This window comes from Ramlibacter alkalitolerans (genome assembly GCF_016722765.1).
Classification (GTDB): domain Bacteria; phylum Pseudomonadota; class Gammaproteobacteria; order Burkholderiales; family Burkholderiaceae_C; genus Ramlibacter; species Ramlibacter alkalitolerans.
On sequence record NZ_JAEQND010000003.1, the window covers coordinates 101,141 to 116,739 of the forward strand.

Sequence of the window (15,599 nt, forward strand, 5' to 3'; positions counted from 1 at the left end):
GACGGGCTTGGCGCGGCGGCGCCGTAACGAAAAAGGCAGCCCGGAAGCTGCCTTTCGTGGGTGGAGACCTTGCGGATTACTTCGCGGCGGCCTTGTTGCCGAACTTCTTCAGGAACTTGTCCACGCGGCCGCCCATGTCGGACACGGACTTCTGCGTGCCGGTATAGAAGGGGTGCGACTCGCTGGAGGTATCCAGCTTGAACAGCGGCAGTTCGCGGCCGTCGTCCATCTTCGTGGTCTCGCGGGTGGCCACGCACGAGCGCGTGACGAACTTGAAACCGTTCGACAGGTCGACGAAGCAGACGTCGCGGTAATTGGGGTGGATGCCTTCTTTCATGGGGGTCCTCGTGTCGGTTCGGCAGCCGCGCCAGGAGATCTGGCGTACTTTCCGGAAAAGCTCTCGATTATAGCGGAACGCGGGGTACGGGAGACATGAACGCAGAAGCCGCAAAAGTTACGCAAAAGCCGCAGAAAAGACCCTTCAAGAGGTTTTCCCTTTTGCGGTTTCTGCGTAACTTTTGCGGCCTCTGCGTTCGGCAGTCGGGGTTGGCTGTTGGCTGTTGGCTGCCCGCCTTACCCGCCCCGCCGCATCATGTCGAAGAACTCCACGTTGGTCTTGGTGGCCTTCATCGACTTGAGGACCATCTCCATCGCCTCGATCTCGTCCATGTTGTACATGAACTGGCGCAGGATGCGGGTCTTCTGCAGGATCTCGGGGGCCAGCAGCAGTTCCTCGCGGCGCGTGCCGGAGCGATTGAGCTGGATCGAGGGGAACACGCGCTTCTCGTACAGGCGGCGATCGAGGTGCAGTTCGCAGTTGCCGGTGCCCTTGAACTCCTCGAAGATCACTTCGTCCATGCGCGAGCCGGTGTCGATCAGCGCGGTGGCGATGATCGTGAGCGAGCCACCTTCCTCGACGTTCCGCGCGGCACCCAGGAAGCGCTTGGGGCGCTGCAGCGCGTTGGCATCCACGCCGCCCGTGAGCACCTTGCCGGAGGAGGGCACGACGTTGTTGTAGGCCCGGGCCAGGCGCGTGATCGAGTCCAGCAGGATCACGACGTCCTTCTTCAGTTCGACCAGGCGCTTGGCGCGCTCGATCACCATCTCGGCGACGTGCACGTGGCGGGCGGCGGGCTCGTCGAAGGTGGACGCGATCACTTCGGCCTTCACCGAGCGCTGCATGTCCGTCACTTCTTCCGGGCGCTCGTCCACCAGCAGCACCATCATGTAGCTGTCCGGGAAGTTGGCCGCGATGGCGTGCGCGATGTGCTGCATCATCACCGTCTTGCCGCTCTTGGGCGGGGCGACGATCAGCGCGCGCTGGCCCTTGCCGATCGGCGCGATGATGTCGATCACGCGGCCGGTGATGTTCTCTTCGCTCTTGAGGTTGTCGCGTTCGAGGCGCATCTGTTCCCGCGGGAACAGGGGCGTCAGGTTCTCGAACATGATCTTGTGCTTGTTGTCCTCCGGCAGGCCGCCGTTGACCTTGTCGAGCTTGGTCAGCGCGAAGTAGCGCTCGCCGTCCTTGGGCGTGCGGACCTCGCCTTCGATCATGTCGCCGGTGTGCAGGTTGAAGCGGCGCACCTGCGAAGGCGAAATGTAGATGTCGTCGGTGCTGGCGGTGTAGCTCGTGTCCGGGCTGCGCAGGAAACCGAAGCCGTCCGGCAGGATCTCCAGCACGCCATCGGCGAAGACCTGCTCGCCCGCGCGCGCGCGCTTCTTGATGATGGCGAACATCAGCTCCTGCTTGCGCATGCGGCCGGTGTTCTCGATCTCGAGCTCTTCGGCCTGCTTGAGGACTTCCGAGACGTGCAGCGCCTTGAGTTCGTTCAGGTGCATGGAGGTACCCCTGTGGGGAGTTCTTGTCGGTGGTCTGGGGGAGGTTCGTTGCGGGGCGAGAGGTGCCCTGCGAACCGGTACTCGAACTGCGCCGCCTCGCGCGGCTGCAGTGATTGGGCGGAATTATGCAGCAAAAATGCGGGAGGGGCGAATGCCCCGGCCACAAAGGAGAAACGGGGCCACAGGCCCCGTCTGGCGACAATCCGGCGCGCGGATCAAGCGAGTTGCTGGTCGATGAAGGCGGTGAGTTGCGCCTTGCTCATGGCGCCCACCTTGGTCGCGGCGAGCTGGCCGTCCTTGAACAGCATCAGCGTGGGGATGCCGCGGATGCCGAACTTGGCCGGCACGTCGCGGTTCTCGTCGACGTTCATCTTGGCGATCTGCAGCTTGTCCTTGTAGGCGACGGAGACCTCGTCGAGGATGGGCGCGATCATCTTGCAGGGGCCGCACCATTCCGCCCAGTAGTCCACGAGGACCGGCTTGTCCGCCTTCAGGACGTCGGATTCGAAGGACGCGTCGGAAATGTGCTTGATCAGGTCGCTGGCCATGGGTTCCTCTGGTTGCGGGTCATGCCGCTTGCGCTGCGAGAGGGAAATTGTGACAGAAACCGGAAGCCGCGGCCGGCCTGGGGAGAAGGTCCTTCGCTATCGGGACGATAGCATCGGCCAGCGCGCGGCCGCGTGGCCACGCGCTGCGCTCAGAAGCTCGTGCGGTAGTAGATCATCGGCCCGCCGTACTTGCGGCGCAGGGAGATGCGTCCGCCGCCTTCGAGCTGCATGCCGATGAAGCTGCGATCGAACGCGAACGGGCTCTTGGCCGCCGCCGCCAGGCTCACCTCGAAGCGCGCGCCATAGACCGCCTGGCGCGCCTGCACCAGCGAATACGCATCGTCCTCGGTGTTCATGCGCCGCCATGCGGTGATGTCCACGTGCTGGCCCTGCACGCGCTGGCTCCAGCGCAGGCCCACGTCGAAGCTCGGCCGCTGCGGTTGCAGGCCGATCGTCGACAGGCCCGGGCGTGCCGCGAAGCCGCTCATGCCGACGACGGGGCCGAGGCCGTAGTTGCCGGGATGCGAGGGGATCAGCGACACGTCGACGCGCGGCGCCTGGAAGCCGGCGTCCTGGGCCTCGATGCGTGGCAGCGTGGTGGTTTGCACCTCGACCCGGACCGCGGGTTCCCGGGCCTGCGCGACGAGGACGTCGCCGGCCGGGCGTGAAGCTTCCTGCGCCCATGCGGCAGGGCAAGCAATCCACAGCGCGGCGAGGGCGCAGACGGTCGTTCGACGATTCCTGTGCGTGCCGGCGACTTCCGCGGCAGCCTCAGCAGCGTTCTCCATGGCTCACCTCCCAGTGATGCGAAGAAGTCTGGCAGGGCAGTAGCGGGAAGTTTGTGGGATGTCTCGTCAGGAGCGTGTAAGACCGCGCCCGCGCGTAACGCGGATGCAGGAGGACAAATCGACGGACGGCACGCCGCCGGGCAGCGGCGAGCGTTGCGCTGAAGGCCGGCTCGGCGCTAGTCCCCCATGTGCTGCCAGCGTTCTTCCGGCAAGGCCTGGAGCGCCTCGTGGACTTTCGCCAGCACGCCTTGCGAGGCGGCCCACTCGATGTGGTCGCGCAGCCGGCTGCGCTTTTCCAGCGTGGGCAGTTGCTCCCACTCCGCCCGTGTCGCGGGCACGCGGGCGAGCTGATCCGGCTTGTTCGGAAGCCAGTCGTACAGGCGCTGCCACACGAGCGGCTTGGGGCACACGCGGTTGTGCCGGCGGGCGTGCTGCAGCACGTCTTCCACCGACAGCGCAGCGTTCGCGGGCCTGGCCGGCACGGGCAGGCACGCAGGCTCCGTCTTCTCGAAGCCACGTTCGTGCGCGTTGTGCAGCGCCTGGAACATGGCCCACGAGGTGTCGGTGTTCTTCTCGAGCACCTCGATCTCGTGCCCCGGCGCGCGCCGCGGATCCGATTTCCGCGTGATTCCCGGTGAACCTGCCACGTCCCCTCCGACTTCTCTGAATCCCTCTCGAGCGCGAATGTAATCGAATGTTTCGAACAAATGCGTCGTGGAAGTGCTGCAGAGACGCAGGTGCACGCATGCGGTGCGTGATTGCGTGAACTACTTGGCGGCGGGAGATGTCGGGACGGTCGGCGGGCGCGCTGATGCGCGTCGCGATCACGGAAGGAAGAAGGTGACGAGCCTTACCCCCGGCACTGGCTCCACAGTTAGGGCTGCTTGGTTCCCCACCTGACCCGGTTGGCCGCTTCACCATGCGGGGAGGCCCGTCACTTCGCATTCTACCCGCGTGCGGCGTCGCGCCGACGCGAGGGCACGGATGACGTTCTGCGAGAATCACCGCCCATGTCGTATCTCGTGCTCGCCCGGAAGTACCGGCCCCGGACCTTCAGCCAGATGGTGGGCCAGGAGCACGTGGTGCAGGCGCTGACGAATGCGCTGGAGCAGCAGCGGCTGCACCACGCCTACCTCTTCACCGGCACGCGCGGCGTGGGCAAGACGACCGTCTCGCGCATCCTGGCCAAGTCGCTGAACTGCCAGGGACCGGACGGGCAGGGCGGCATCACGGCCACCCCTTGCGGCGTGTGCCAGGCCTGCACCGATATCGATTCGGGCCGCTTCGTCGACTACACGGAGCTCGATGCGGCATCGAACCGCGGCGTCGACGAGGTCCAGTCGCTGCTCGAACAGGCCGTGTACAAGCCGGTGCAGGGCCGCTTCAAGGTCTTCATGATCGACGAAGTGCACATGCTCACGGGGCACGCGTTCAACGCGATGCTCAAGACGCTCGAAGAGCCGCCGGAATACCTGAAGTTCGTGCTGGCCACGACCGATCCGCAGAAGGTGCCCGTCACCGTCCTTTCGCGCTGCCTGCAGTTCAACCTGCGGCCGATGGCGCCGGAGACGGTGCAGGAGCACCTGGCGCACGTGCTGGAAGCCGAGGCGGTGCCGGCCGATGCGCAGGCGCTGCGGCTGCTGTCGCGGGCCGCGCGCGGCTCGATGCGGGATGCGCTCTCGCTCACCGACCAGGCAATCGCGTTCGGCGGCGGCCAATTGCGCGAAGCCGCGGTGCGCCAGATGCTCGGGAGCGTCGACCGCAGCCACGTGTTCCGGCTGGTCGAGGCACTGGCGAACGGGGACGGCAAGACGGTGGTCGAAACCTCCGAGGACCTGCGCCTGCATGGCCTGAGCGCCGCCGCGGCGCTGGAGGAGATGAGCCTGGTGCTGCAACGCATGGCCGTGCTGCAGGCCGTGCCGGAGGCGGCGGATGGGAGCGACGAAGAGGGCGTGACGATCGCGCGGCTCGCGGCGCTGATGCCGGCCGACGAGACGCAGCTGCTTTACAGCATCTGCCTGCATGGGCGGGGCGAGCTGGGGCTGGCGCCGGACGAGTACGCGGCGCTGACGATGGTGTTGCTGCGGCTGCTGGCGTTCAAGCCGGGGGTGGCTCAAAAAAAAAGTCTGGCGGGGCGTGAGGGGCTAGGCGCTGGGGTTCGCGCAGCTCACCACCAGCCTACGGAATCCGCAGCTCCCCGTAGGCTGGCGGTGAGCGGCGACAGCCCAAACCCCAGCGTTCCCGCACCCGCCCCCAGCGTCTCCGCACCCATCCCGCAAGCCCCACGCCCCACCGCACCCCCCGGCCACGTCCTCCCCGTCGTCGAACCCCGCCAGGCCGGCACCCGCCCCGCGACGCCCGCCACCTGCGACAACGGCGACAACGGCGACGTCGTCGGCGTCCCGGTCCGCGTCCCGCCCGAGCCGGCCCGCGAAACACCCTCCGGTGTCCCCTTGGTCACGCCCACCCCCGAGGGCGACTTCTGGCAGGCAACCGTGCAGCAGCTCGTCGAGCGCGAGGCGATCACCGCGCTGGTCCGCGAACTGGCCCTGCAGGCGCAACTGGTCGCCCGCGACGAGGGCCACTGGATGCTGCGCGTGGAACGCGAGTCGCTGAACCAGGGAGTCGCCCGCGAGCGGCTGCGCAATGCGCTGCAGGCGCTCGGCCACGCGGTGGACCTGTCGGTGGAAGTGGGGACTGTCACCGACAGCCCGGCGCGGCGCAATGCGGCCGCGGCGGCGCGGCGCCAGCAGGCCGCGGAGCAGATCATCTACAACGACCCGTTCGTGCAGCAGATGCAGCGCGAGTTTGGGGCGAAAATCGTCCCGGGCAGCATCAAGCCCGTCGAGAAACACTGAAGAGAGCACATTATGTTCAACAAGGGACAGCTGGCCGGCCTCATGAAGCAGGCGCAGGCAATGCAGGACAACCTGAAGAAGGCACAGGAGGAGCTGGCCCTCATCGAGGTGAGCGGCGAGTCGGGCGCCGGCCTCGTGAAGGTCGTCATGACCTGCAAGCACGACGTCAAGCGCGTCACCATCGACCCGAGCCTGCTCGCGGACGACAAGGACATGCTGGAGGACCTGGTGGCGGCCGCCTTCAATGCCGCGGTGCGCAAGGCCGAAGAGACCACGCAGGAGAAGATGGGCAAGCTCACCGCGGGCCTGCCCCCCGGCATGAAGCTCCCGTTCTGAAGGTGTTCGCCCCCACGCTCCTCACTGCGTGTAGTCGCTGCCCCCCAAGGGGGCGCAAGCCGCCTAGAGGCGGCTCGTCGGCGGCTTGATGGCCGAACCGTCCCTCCAGGCGCTCGTCGAGGCGCTGCGGCGCCTGCCGGGCGTCGGCGTGAAATCCGCCTCGCGCATGGCCTTCCACCTGCTGCAGCATGACCGCGAGGGCGCGCAGGTGCTCGCGCAGGCCTTGCAGCAGGCGGCCACGCGCATCCGCCACTGCAGCCTGTGCCATACCTTCACCGAGGAGGAGGTGTGCGCGACCTGCCGCAACCCGCAGCGGGACCATGGCAAGCTGTGCGTGGTGGAGACGCCGGCCGACCAGGCGGCGGTGGAGCGCACGCAGGCCTACAACGGCCGGTACTTCGTCCTCATGGGCAAGCTGAGTCCGCTCGATGGCATCGGCCCGAAGGACATCGGGCTGGAAAAGCTGTTCTCGCGCGCCATGGATGGCGAGGTGCAGGAGGTCATCCTGGCCACCAACTTCACCGCCGAAGGCGAGGCCACGGCGCACGTGATCGCCGAGGCCCTCAAGCAACGGGGCCTGAAGGTGTCCCGGCTCGCCCGCGGCGTCCCCGCGGGGAGCGAACTCGAATACGTGGACCTGGGGACCATCGCCCATGCGCTGGTCGACAGGAGGAGCCGATAACGATGTCGTACGCGCGATTCACCGTCGCCTATTGGTGCGTCCTGGTGGCGGTGCTGCTGCCCTTTGCCTGCGCCTACCTGGCCAAGTCCAGGGGCCTGGGCAAGTCCCGCGGCGCGGGCGGTTTCGACAACGCCGACCCGCGCGGCTGGCTCGCCCGCCAGGAGGGCTGGCAGGCACGCGCCAATGCGGCGCAGGCCAACAGCTTCGAGGCACTGCCGTTCTTCATCGGTGCCGTCCTGATCGCGCACCAGGTCGGGGCCCCGCAGGGGCGGCTGGACATCCTCGCCCTGCTGTTCGTCACCCTGCGCATCATCTACATCGTGATGTACGTCGCCGGCCTGCCCACCACGCGATCGGCGATCTGGGCCCTCGCGTTCCTCGCCAACCTCGGCATCTTCCTCAGCGCCGCCTTCCATTAGGCGGCGCCCCTACGGGCGGCGCGAGGGGGCGCAAGCGCCCCGTGTTTTCCCGCAGGGGATGGTCCTGATGCGGTGCACACAAGCGCGCACTACGCTCCTTCGTCACAAGAACACGGAGCACACGAGGGATGCCCATGACGAGGACACTGCTGAATCGCCGCTCCTTCACCCTGCTGGCCGCCGCCGCGGTGGCCGTGCCGGCGCTGCGGGCCCAGGGCCGGCCCGAGAAGAGCAGGCTTTCCATCGCCGTGGGCGGCAAGGCCGCGTTCTACTACCTGCCCCTGACGATCGCCGAACAACTGGGCTACTTCAAGGCCGAAGGCATCGAGGTCGAGATCTCCGACTTCGCGGGTGGCGCCAAGGCGCTGCAGGCCCTGGTGGGCGGATCGGCCGACGTGGTGAGCGGTGCCTACGAGCACACGATCAACATGCAGTCCAAGAACCAGTTCATCGAGTCGATCGTGCTCATGGGCCGGGCACCGCAGATCGCGATGGGCGTCTCCGTCAAGTCCCTTCCCAACTACAAGGGCCTGGCGGACCTGCGGGGCAAGAAGATCGGCGTGACGGCGCCCGGTTCCTCGACCAACATGGTCGCCAACCTGGTGCTCTCCCGCGCCGGCATCAAGGCCACGGAGGTCAGCTACGTCGGCGTGGGCACGTCGGCCGGTGCGCTTACCGCGATGCGCTCGGGCCAGATCGATGCCATGAGCAACATCGATCCCGTGATGACCATGCTGGAGCAGAAGGGCGACGTGCGCATCATCAGCGACACGCGCACGCTCAAGGGCACGCAGGAAGTGTTCGGCGGTCCCATGCCCGCGGCGTGCTTCTACACCCAGGTCGACTTCGTCAAGGCCAATCCCAACACCTGCCAGGGCTTGGCCAACGCCATCGTGCGCGGCCTGAAGTGGCTGCAGACGGCCGGCCCCAGCGACATCATCAAGACCGTTCCCGAGAGCTACCTGCTCGGGGATCGCGCGCTGTACCTGGCGTCGTTCAACAAGGTGCGCGAGGCGCTCGCCCTCGACGGCGTGATGCCGGAAGAGGGCGCGCGCACGGCGCTGAAGGCGCTGGCGAGCTTCGATCCGAGCATCAAGCCGGAGAAGATCGACCTGTCGCGCACCTTCACCAACGACTTCGCCCGCCGCGCGAAGGAGAAATACAAGGCGTGAGCACGCAGGCCACCCTGGCTGCGCCCGCGCTCGAACTCCGCGACATCAGCGTCACCTTCCGCTCGCGGGAGGCGCCGGGCCAGCGCTACACCGCCGTGGCGCACACCAGCCTGGCCATTGCCGCCGGTGAATTCGTCTCCGTGGTGGGGCCCACGGGCTGCGGCAAGTCGACCCTGCTGAACATCGCCGCCGGCCTGCTCGAGCCCTCGGGTGGCGAAGTGCGCGTCTTCGGCGAGCCGCTCGCCGGGATCAACCGGCGCGCCGGCTACATGTTCCAGGCCGACGCGCTGATGCCCTGGCGCAGCGCGCTGGCCAACGTGGTGGTCGGACTGCAGTACCGCGGCGTGCCCGAGCCGCTGGCGCAGCGCGAGGCCGAGGGCTGGCTGGCGCGCGTGGGCCTGGCCGGTTTCGGCGACCGCTATCCGCACCAGCTCTCGGGCGGGATGCGCAAGCGCACGGCCCTGGCGCAGACCCTGGCGCTCGACCCCGACATCATCCTCATGGACGAACCCTTCAGCGCGCTCGACGTCCAGACCCGCCAGTTGATGGAAAACGAGGTGCTGGAACTCTGGGCCGCGAAGAAGAAGGCCGTCCTGTTCATCACGCACGACCTCGACGAAGCCATCGCCATGAGCGATCGCGTCGTGGTCCTGTCCGCCGGCCCCGCCACCCACCCGATCGGCGAATTCCCGATCGCGCTGCCGCGGCCGCGCGACGTGGCCGAGATCCGTGGGGACCCGCACTTCGTGCAGCTGCACGGGCGCATCTGGTCCGTCCTGCGCGAGGAGGTTCTCAAGGGCTACGCGCAGCAGTTGAAGCAGGTCGCATGAGGCCGGGCGAACGCAAGCTGCGCCTGTGGCAGTTCGCGCTGCTGCTCGCGATGCTGGTGCTGTGGCACGCCATCTCGCGCAACGAGCAGAGCGCCTTCTTCCTCGGCGAGCCGGTGAAGGTGGCAGGCCGGATCTGGTCGTGGTTCCTGCCGGTGGAGGTTGCGGCCAACCCGCTGTTCCCCGACGGACTGCCCGGGCGGGCGGACATCTATCCGCACCTGGGCGTGACGCTGCTGGAGACCGTGCTCGCGTTCGCGATCGGCACGGTGCTGGGTCTGGCGGTGGGCCTCTGGCTGGCGCTGGCGCCCACGGCCAGCGCGATCGTCGATCCCTACATCAAGGCCCTGAACTCGATGCCGCGCGTGATCCTGGCGCCGATCTTCTCGCTGTGGTTCGGCCTCGGCATCTGGAGCAAGGTGGCGCTGGCCGTCACGCTGGTGTTCTTCATCGTGTTCTTCAACGTGTACCAGGGCGTGCGCGAGGTCAGCCCGGTGGTGCTGGCCAACGCCCGCATGCTGGGCGCGAACCGCAAGCAGCTGCTGCAGAGCGTGTACCTGCCCAGTGCCACGAGCTGGGTGTTCTCCAGCCTGCACACCTCGGTGGGGCTGGCCTTCGTGGGCGCGGTGGTGGGGGAATACCTCGGCTCCGCGCGGGGCGTGGGCTACCTGATCCTGCAGGCGGAAGGCACCTTCGACGTGAACACCGTGTTCGCGGGCATCGTGGTGCTCACGGCTTTCGCCCTGCTGCTCGACGCGCTGGTGGGCCGCATCGAGCGGCGGCTGATGAAGTGGCAGCCGCGGCAGGGCGAAACCGAAAAACTCTAGCCGCGGCGCCGGTCGTATGGGTGGCGGTCGCGCTTGTTGGGAATGCGGCCGCCGTCGATGTCGATGTCGCGGTCGCTGTGCGGCTCCTGCGGGCGTCGCAGGGGGGCAGCCCTCTCAAGCCCGCACGCTGCAGGACCAGGACGGGTCCCTGTCCGACTCGGCGACATAAAAGGGGGAGGCGCGGGCGCTTCGCCAGCTTCGCGCCAGTCTCTCAACCGCGCCGGAGGACAGTCGCAGAGGCGGACAGGGACCCGGCATGGTCCGGTCCGGAGGCCGCCGCTACCCTACGGTCGCGGCACCGCGGAAGTACGAAGAGCCACCAAAGAGTCAGGGGCCCCACAGGCCCCTTGCAAGAAACAAGGGGCCCGCAGGCCCCTCGAAGCTCGAACCACCGCGCCTCACGAGCGCCGCGGATTCATCGGAAAGCGGTCGCGGTTGTTGCGCACGCCGTCGCCATCGCGGTCGCGGTCATTGCGATTGCGGATCCCGTCGCGGTCGAAGTCGCCGTTGGGGCCCATGCGGTCCACGCGGGCGACACGGCGGGCGTCGAAGCGGTCGGGATGCGGGTCGCGCGCGTTGGCGATCCCGTCGCCGTCGCGGTCCCGGTCCGAGCGGTCCGCGATGCCGTCGTGGTCCATGTCGTGGCCGCGGACCCAGCGGGTCTTGTTGAAGACATTGGGATTCGGGTCGCTCTTGTTGGCAAAGCCGTCGCCGTCACGGTCGCTGTCATGGCGGTTCTGGATACCGTCGCGGTCCAGGTCGCCCCTCGGGTTCAGCTGCGCCGCGTGGGATACGGCACCGAACGTCATCAGCGAGGCAGCCACGAGGGCGCCCATCAAGGTCTTGTTGCGCATGCGAAATCTCCTTTTCTGTATCCCTCCACCTTGGGGCCGCAGCAGCGGCGGGCCAAGGGCTGATGCGCTGTCAAGCGCGTCGGAAGCGTCCTAACCCGAACGGAACTGCGCAGGAAAAAGGGCCCCGAAGGGCCCTGGATCGCGGCGCAGCGTCAGCTGCGGTTCGGGTTGCGCGGGAAGCGGTCGCGGCGGTCCGGGATGCCGTCGCCGTCCCAGTCGCGGCCACGGGCCATGCGCTCGGCGCGGCGCTCCTCGCGGCGTTCCTCACGGGCGGCCTGGCGGCGCTCCCAGTTGTTGCCGACGAACACCCAGCTGCCGTCGCCACGCTGCACCCAGCGCGGCTCGCGGTACTCGTAGCCCACGCGCTCGCGCAGCCAGCTGCCTTCGACCCACGCGTATTCATTGCCGCGCCACTCGTAGTGGCCCGGTGCCCAGACCCAGCCGGAACGCGGGGCGGGAACGACCTCGTGGCGCGGTGCCGGCGGCGCCACCGAAACGACGGCGGTGTACTGCGCCTGGGCGGCGGCGCCGAAGCCCATCAGCGCCGCGGCGAAGGCGGCAGCCAGAAGCGACTTGCGTTGCATGTGGAGACTCCCTGGTGAGTTGGAATGACCACACTGTCGCGGAGCCGCGGCGCCCGCGGCATCAGCCTGCGGCGGCAGCAATCGTCGGAGTCGTCCTGCGCGAGGATCAGCCGGTTACAACGTGACGCGGATGCTTCACCGAAGCGCCGCGACCCAGCCTCAGCGGCGCTTCTTCTTCGCCGGCGCGCCGTGCTTGTGCGGCATGGCGCGGCCATGCGCCTTGACCGGGGCGGCGGCGGCGGCGCGCGTGGACGTGCGCACCACGGCCCGGGCGGGAACGCGGACCTGCGCGCGCGTCACTGCGCGTACCGGCAGATGCAGCACCAGTTGCTGGCCCGGCTTGAGTGCCGCGGAAGCCGCGACGTGGTTCCATTCGGCGACCTGCGCCGGGCTGACCTTGTAGCGCCTGGCGACGCTGGCGATCGAATCGCGCCGGCCGGCCTTGACGACGGTGCGCCGCGTCACGATCTCGGGTGCCAGGCTCAGCTGCGCGTTGTCGGCCACATGGCCCGCCACGTCGCTGGAGCTGCCGCTGCGGCGCGGCACGATCAGCACCGAGCCCGCCTTGATCAACATGCGCGGCGGGATGCTGTTCACCGCGCGCAGGTCGTTCTCGCCCATGCCGACGCGGCGCGACGCTTCGGCCACGCTCATGGTCGAAGGCGCCGTCCAGGCCGTCCAGGTGGAGTACTTGCCTTCGCTGTGCTCCGCGAAATTGCGCTTGAAGACGGTGGCGTTGTCCCAGGGCAGCAGGATCTCCGGCGTGCCGGCCGCGAGGATCACCGGCCGATTGAGCTGCGGGTTCAGCGCCTTGAAGTCGTCCAGCTTCACGTCCGCCAGCCGCGCCGCCAGTTCCACGTCCATGTCACGCTGCAGCGTGACGGTCTGGAAGTAAGGGTGGTTGTTGATCAGGGGCAGGTCGGCGCTGAACTGCTCCGGCTCCGCGATGATGTTCTTGACGGCCTGCAGCTTCGGGACGTAGTTGCGCGTCTCGTCCGGCATCTTCAGGTCGGTGTAGGCGATGCCCAGGCCGGCGCGCTGGTTGCGCTGGATCGCGCGGCTCACGTTGCCTTCGCCCCAGTTGTACGCGGCCAGCGCCAGGTGCCAGTCGCCGAACATGCCATGGAGCTTCTGCAGGTAGTCGAGCGCGGCACGCGTGGACTCCAGCACCGAGCGGCGGTCGTCGCGGAAAACGTTCTGCTTCAGGTCGAAATCGCGGCCGGTCCCGGGCATGAACTGCCACATGCCGGCGGCGCGCGCGCTGGAGACGGCCTGCGGATTGAAGGCGCTCTCGATGAAGGGCAGCAGCGCCAGTTCCGTGGGCATGTTGCGGCGCTCCAGTTCCTCGACGATGTGGAACAGGTACTTGCGCGAGCGGTCCGTCATGCGCTGCAGGTAGTCGGGGCGGGTGGCGTACCACTGCTCCTGCTGCCGTACCAGTTCGTTGTCCAGGTTCGGCATCTTGAAGCCGTCGCGGATGCGCGACCACAGGTCCGGCGGCGGCTCCAGGGCCGCCACGGGCTGCGAGCTCAGGTCCGAGCCCGTGAGCGCCGACAGGTTGCCCGAGGGGATCACCGCGGGTGCGCTGGGCGCGGCCTGCGCAAGCGGGGCGGCCTGCGCCGGCGGCTCCTTCTTCGCCGCACCGAGGTCGGACACGGGCGCGCCCGGCCCCGAGGTGGTGGCACAACCGGCAAGGGCCAGCATGGCGGAAAGCGCGAGCAACTTGTACTTCGTCATCTGAACCCGTTCTTCCATTGGCGCAGGGCCGCGAACACCGCAACCGGATCTGCTTCGTCCGCCCCGTCGTGATCGTGGGCGGCCCGCGCGACGGCCGGAACGCCGGTACGCAGGAAGGGATTGATGCTGCGCTCCAGCCCGATGGTGGAAGGCAGCGTGGGCTCGCCACGCGAGCGCCGCTGCTCGCATTGTTGCCGGTAATGCTCGAGCTGCACATTGTCAGGCTCGACGGTTGTGGCAAATTTCAGGTTTGAGAGTGTGTATTCGTGTGTACAACACACGCGGGTGCCGGCGGGCAGGGCCGCGAGCTTGCCGAGCGAATCCAGCATCTGCGCCGGCGTGCCTTCGAACAGGCGGCCGCAGCCGCCGGAAAAGAGCGTGTCGCCGCAGAACAGGAGCGGCGCGCCATCGACCTCTTCACAGAAGTACGCGATGTGGCCTGCCGTGTGGCCGGGGACGTCGAACACCTGGAAGGTCAGGCCCAGGGCCTGGATGCGGTCGCCTTCGGTGAGGCTTTGCAGCGGCGGCGGAATGCGTTCGCGGGCCGGGCCGAACACCCGCGCGCCGGTCGCGTCGCGCAGCGCATCGAGGCCGCCGATGTGATCGGCATGGTGATGCGTGACTAGAATCGCTTCCAGTTGCAGGCCGCGCCCGGCGAGGAAGTTGTGCACGGGGTCGGCGTCGCCTGGGTCGACGACCAGCGCCCGCTGTCCGTCGTGCAGCAGCCACAGGTAATTGTCCTGGAAGGCGGGCAGCGGGATCAAGTTCATGAGCGACGCGATTATAGGAATGCACGACTGGTTCGAAACCCCGCCCGGCAGGTATCTGCTGGCGTGGGAGCGGGCCGAGTTCGATCGCGCCGTGGCCGACATCTTCGGCTACCACGCGCTGCAGGTGGGGCTGCCGGAGCTCGACGCGCTGCAGGCCAATCGCATGCCGCACAAGTGGCTGGCCCTGAGCGAGGCGAAGTCGCTGCAGTCCCCCGTGAAGCCGGACATCGTCACCAGCTTCAGCGCGCTACCCTTCGAGGAGAACAGCCTCGACCTGGTGGTGCTGCCGCATTCGCTGGAACTGAACGTCGATCCGCACGCCACCCTGCGCGAGGTGGAGCGCGTGCTCGTGCCCGAGGGCAAGGTGGTGATCTGCTGCCTCAATCCGGCGAGCCTGTGGGGGCTGCGCCAGCGGCGCGCGCATCTCTATAGGCGCCTCGGCTTCGGCGAGCTCTACCTGCCGGACGCCGGCGACTTCATCGGCTACTGGCGCCTGCGCGACTGGCTGCGTCTCCTGAGTTTCGAGGTCGAGACCAGCAGCTTCGGCTGCTGGCGCCCGGCCTTCGCCAGCGAGAAATGGCTGGATCGCTTTGCCTGGATGGACGCGGTGGGGGAGCGCTCGTGGCCGATCTTCGGCGCGGCGTACTTCATCGTCGCCGTCAAGCGGGTGCGCGGCGTGACGCTGCTGTCGCCCGCCTGGAAACGCGCGAAGCGCCCCGCCAGGTCGCCCGTGCCGGTCACCAACCGCAGCCGGCGCGAACGGCGCGCCGGCGCGCTGCGCAGCGGCGCGTATTCCGAGCCGGAGCATCGGCAAGCGACACCCATCGAATGAACCAGATCGAGATCTACACGGACGGGGCGTGCAAGGGCAATCCCGGTCCGGGGGGCTGGGGCGTGCTCCTGCGCTCCGGGGCCACCGAGAAGGAACTGTATGGCGGTGAGGCCAGCACCACCAACAACCGCATGGAGCTGATGGCGGTGATCCAGGCGCTGGAGGCGCTCAAGAGGCCGTGCGCCGTCACGCTCTACCTCGACAGCCAGTACGTCCTCAAGGGGATCACCGAATGGTTGCCCGGCTGGAAGGCCAAGGGCTGGAAGACGGCCAGCAAGCAGCCGGTGAAGAACCAGGAGCTCTGGCAGCGGCTGGACGAACTGGTCACCCGCAGCGGGCACGTGGTGGACTGGCGCTGGGTGCGCGGCCACAACGGCCATCCCGGCAACGAACGGGCCGATGCGCTGGCGAACATGGGGGTGCAGAGCGTCCAGCGCCGGTGACCGGCCGTCCGCCGGCTTTGTAAAGCAGCGGTAAAACGACCGAACGCACGCCCCGGCATGCGAGTCTCAGGGGAGGTGCCGAT

18 protein-coding genes and 1 other RNA gene are annotated in these 15,599 nt (G+C 68.1%); 9 read left to right on the forward strand and 10 right to left on the reverse strand.

Annotation, left to right across the window (positions count from 1 at the left end; translation table 11 throughout):
- Positions 1 to 76: 76 nt before the first annotated feature.
- The 6 genes from JI746_RS05805 to ffs form a co-directional block, all read right to left on the reverse strand.
- Positions 77 to 337, reverse strand: a complete 261-nt coding sequence (locus tag JI746_RS05805; RefSeq protein WP_201687867.1) for a type B 50S ribosomal protein L31 — start codon at positions 335 to 337, stop codon at positions 77 to 79.
- A 236-nt stretch (positions 338 to 573) separates the two neighbouring features.
- Entirely contained in the window at positions 574 to 1,839 is a 1,266-nt protein-coding gene (gene rho / locus JI746_RS05810) for a transcription termination factor Rho (protein ID WP_201687868.1), read from the reverse strand.
- Positions 1,840 to 2,054: 215 nt separating this feature from the next.
- On the reverse strand, positions 2,055 to 2,387 hold the full coding sequence (gene trxA / locus JI746_RS05815) for a thioredoxin TrxA (protein ID WP_201687869.1): 333 nt from the start codon (positions 2,385 to 2,387) through the stop codon (positions 2,055 to 2,057).
- 149 nt (positions 2,388 to 2,536) lie between these two features.
- Positions 2,537 to 3,175 (reverse strand): hypothetical protein, encoded by a 639-nt coding sequence (locus JI746_RS05820; protein WP_201687870.1) that lies wholly within the window; start codon positions 3,173 to 3,175, stop codon positions 2,537 to 2,539.
- Between the two features lie 176 nt (positions 3,176 to 3,351).
- On the reverse strand, positions 3,352 to 3,822 hold the full coding sequence (locus JI746_RS05825) for a hypothetical protein (protein ID WP_201687871.1): 471 nt from the start codon (positions 3,820 to 3,822) through the stop codon (positions 3,352 to 3,354).
- A 192-nt stretch (positions 3,823 to 4,014) separates the two neighbouring features.
- Positions 4,015 to 4,111: signal recognition particle sRNA small type (gene ffs / locus JI746_RS05830), an RNA gene on the reverse strand.
- Positions 4,112 to 4,185: 74 nt separating this feature from the next.
- On the opposite strand from ffs, the gene dnaX reads away from it, so the two are divergent.
- The 7 genes from dnaX to JI746_RS05865 all read left to right on the forward strand — a co-directional run bounded on the left by dnaX (position 4,186) and on the right by JI746_RS05865 (position 10,296).
- Positions 4,186 to 6,033 (forward strand): DNA polymerase III subunit gamma/tau, encoded by a 1,848-nt coding sequence (gene dnaX, locus JI746_RS05835; RefSeq protein ID WP_201687872.1) that lies wholly within the window; start codon positions 4,186 to 4,188, stop codon positions 6,031 to 6,033.
- Positions 6,034 to 6,045: 12 nt separating this feature from the next.
- A complete protein-coding gene (locus JI746_RS05840) occupies positions 6,046 to 6,369 on the forward strand; it encodes a YbaB/EbfC family nucleoid-associated protein (protein ID WP_201687873.1) in 324 nt (107 codons plus the stop codon).
- Between the two features lie 88 nt (positions 6,370 to 6,457).
- Positions 6,458 to 7,051 carry a recombination mediator RecR gene (gene recR, locus JI746_RS05845; RefSeq protein ID WP_201687874.1) on the forward strand — a complete coding sequence of 198 codons (594 nt, stop codon included), beginning with the start codon at positions 6,458 to 6,460 and terminating at the stop codon, positions 7,049 to 7,051.
- 2 nt (positions 7,052 to 7,053) lie between these two features.
- Complete coding sequence (locus JI746_RS05850) at positions 7,054 to 7,470, forward strand: MAPEG family protein (protein ID WP_201687875.1); 417 nt, start codon at positions 7,054 to 7,056, stop codon at positions 7,468 to 7,470.
- 134 nt (positions 7,471 to 7,604) lie between these two features.
- Positions 7,605 to 8,642: an ABC transporter substrate-binding protein gene (locus JI746_RS05855; RefSeq protein ID WP_201687876.1), complete on the forward strand. Its 1,038-nt coding sequence runs from the start codon at positions 7,605 to 7,607 to the stop codon at positions 8,640 to 8,642.
- A gap of 14 nt (positions 8,643 to 8,656) precedes the next feature.
- The gene (locus tag JI746_RS05860; protein WP_201688177.1) at positions 8,657 to 9,472 is read left to right on the forward strand and encodes an ABC transporter ATP-binding protein; all 816 of its coding nucleotides are present in this window, start codon (positions 8,657 to 8,659) and stop codon (positions 9,470 to 9,472) included.
- Positions 9,469 to 10,296 (forward strand): ABC transporter permease, encoded by an 828-nt coding sequence (locus JI746_RS05865; protein ID WP_201687877.1) that lies wholly within the window; start codon positions 9,469 to 9,471, stop codon positions 10,294 to 10,296. Before JI746_RS05860 ends, JI746_RS05865 begins: the two co-directional genes overlap by 4 nt.
- 398 nt (positions 10,297 to 10,694) lie before the next feature.
- Here the strand turns inward: JI746_RS05865 and JI746_RS27565 are convergent, their stop codons facing one another.
- The 4 genes from JI746_RS27565 to gloB form a co-directional block, all read right to left on the reverse strand.
- Entirely contained in the window at positions 10,695 to 11,150 is a 456-nt protein-coding gene (locus tag JI746_RS27565; RefSeq protein WP_236599608.1) for a hypothetical protein, read from the reverse strand.
- Between the two features lie 152 nt (positions 11,151 to 11,302).
- A complete protein-coding gene (locus tag JI746_RS05875; protein ID WP_201687878.1) occupies positions 11,303 to 11,734 on the reverse strand; it encodes a YXWGXW repeat-containing protein in 432 nt (143 codons plus the stop codon).
- Between the two features lie 159 nt (positions 11,735 to 11,893).
- Positions 11,894 to 13,471: a transglycosylase SLT domain-containing protein gene (locus JI746_RS05880; protein ID WP_201687879.1), complete on the reverse strand. Its 1,578-nt coding sequence runs from the start codon at positions 13,469 to 13,471 to the stop codon at positions 11,894 to 11,896.
- Positions 13,468 to 14,241 (reverse strand): hydroxyacylglutathione hydrolase, encoded by a 774-nt coding sequence (gene gloB, locus JI746_RS05885; RefSeq protein ID WP_201687880.1) that lies wholly within the window; start codon positions 14,239 to 14,241, stop codon positions 13,468 to 13,470. Before gloB ends, JI746_RS05880 begins: the two co-directional genes overlap by 4 nt.
- On the opposite strand from gloB, the gene JI746_RS05890 reads away from it, so the two are divergent.
- On the forward strand, positions 14,240 to 15,073 hold the full coding sequence (locus JI746_RS05890) for a class I SAM-dependent methyltransferase (RefSeq protein ID WP_236599609.1): 834 nt from the start codon (positions 14,240 to 14,242) through the stop codon (positions 15,071 to 15,073). The genes gloB and JI746_RS05890 overlap by 2 nt on opposite strands.
- Positions 15,070 to 15,516: a ribonuclease HI gene (gene rnhA / locus JI746_RS05895; protein ID WP_201687881.1), complete on the forward strand. Its 447-nt coding sequence runs from the start codon at positions 15,070 to 15,072 to the stop codon at positions 15,514 to 15,516. Before JI746_RS05890 ends, rnhA begins: the two co-directional genes overlap by 4 nt.
- The last annotated feature ends 83 nt before the right edge of the window (positions 15,517 to 15,599 follow it).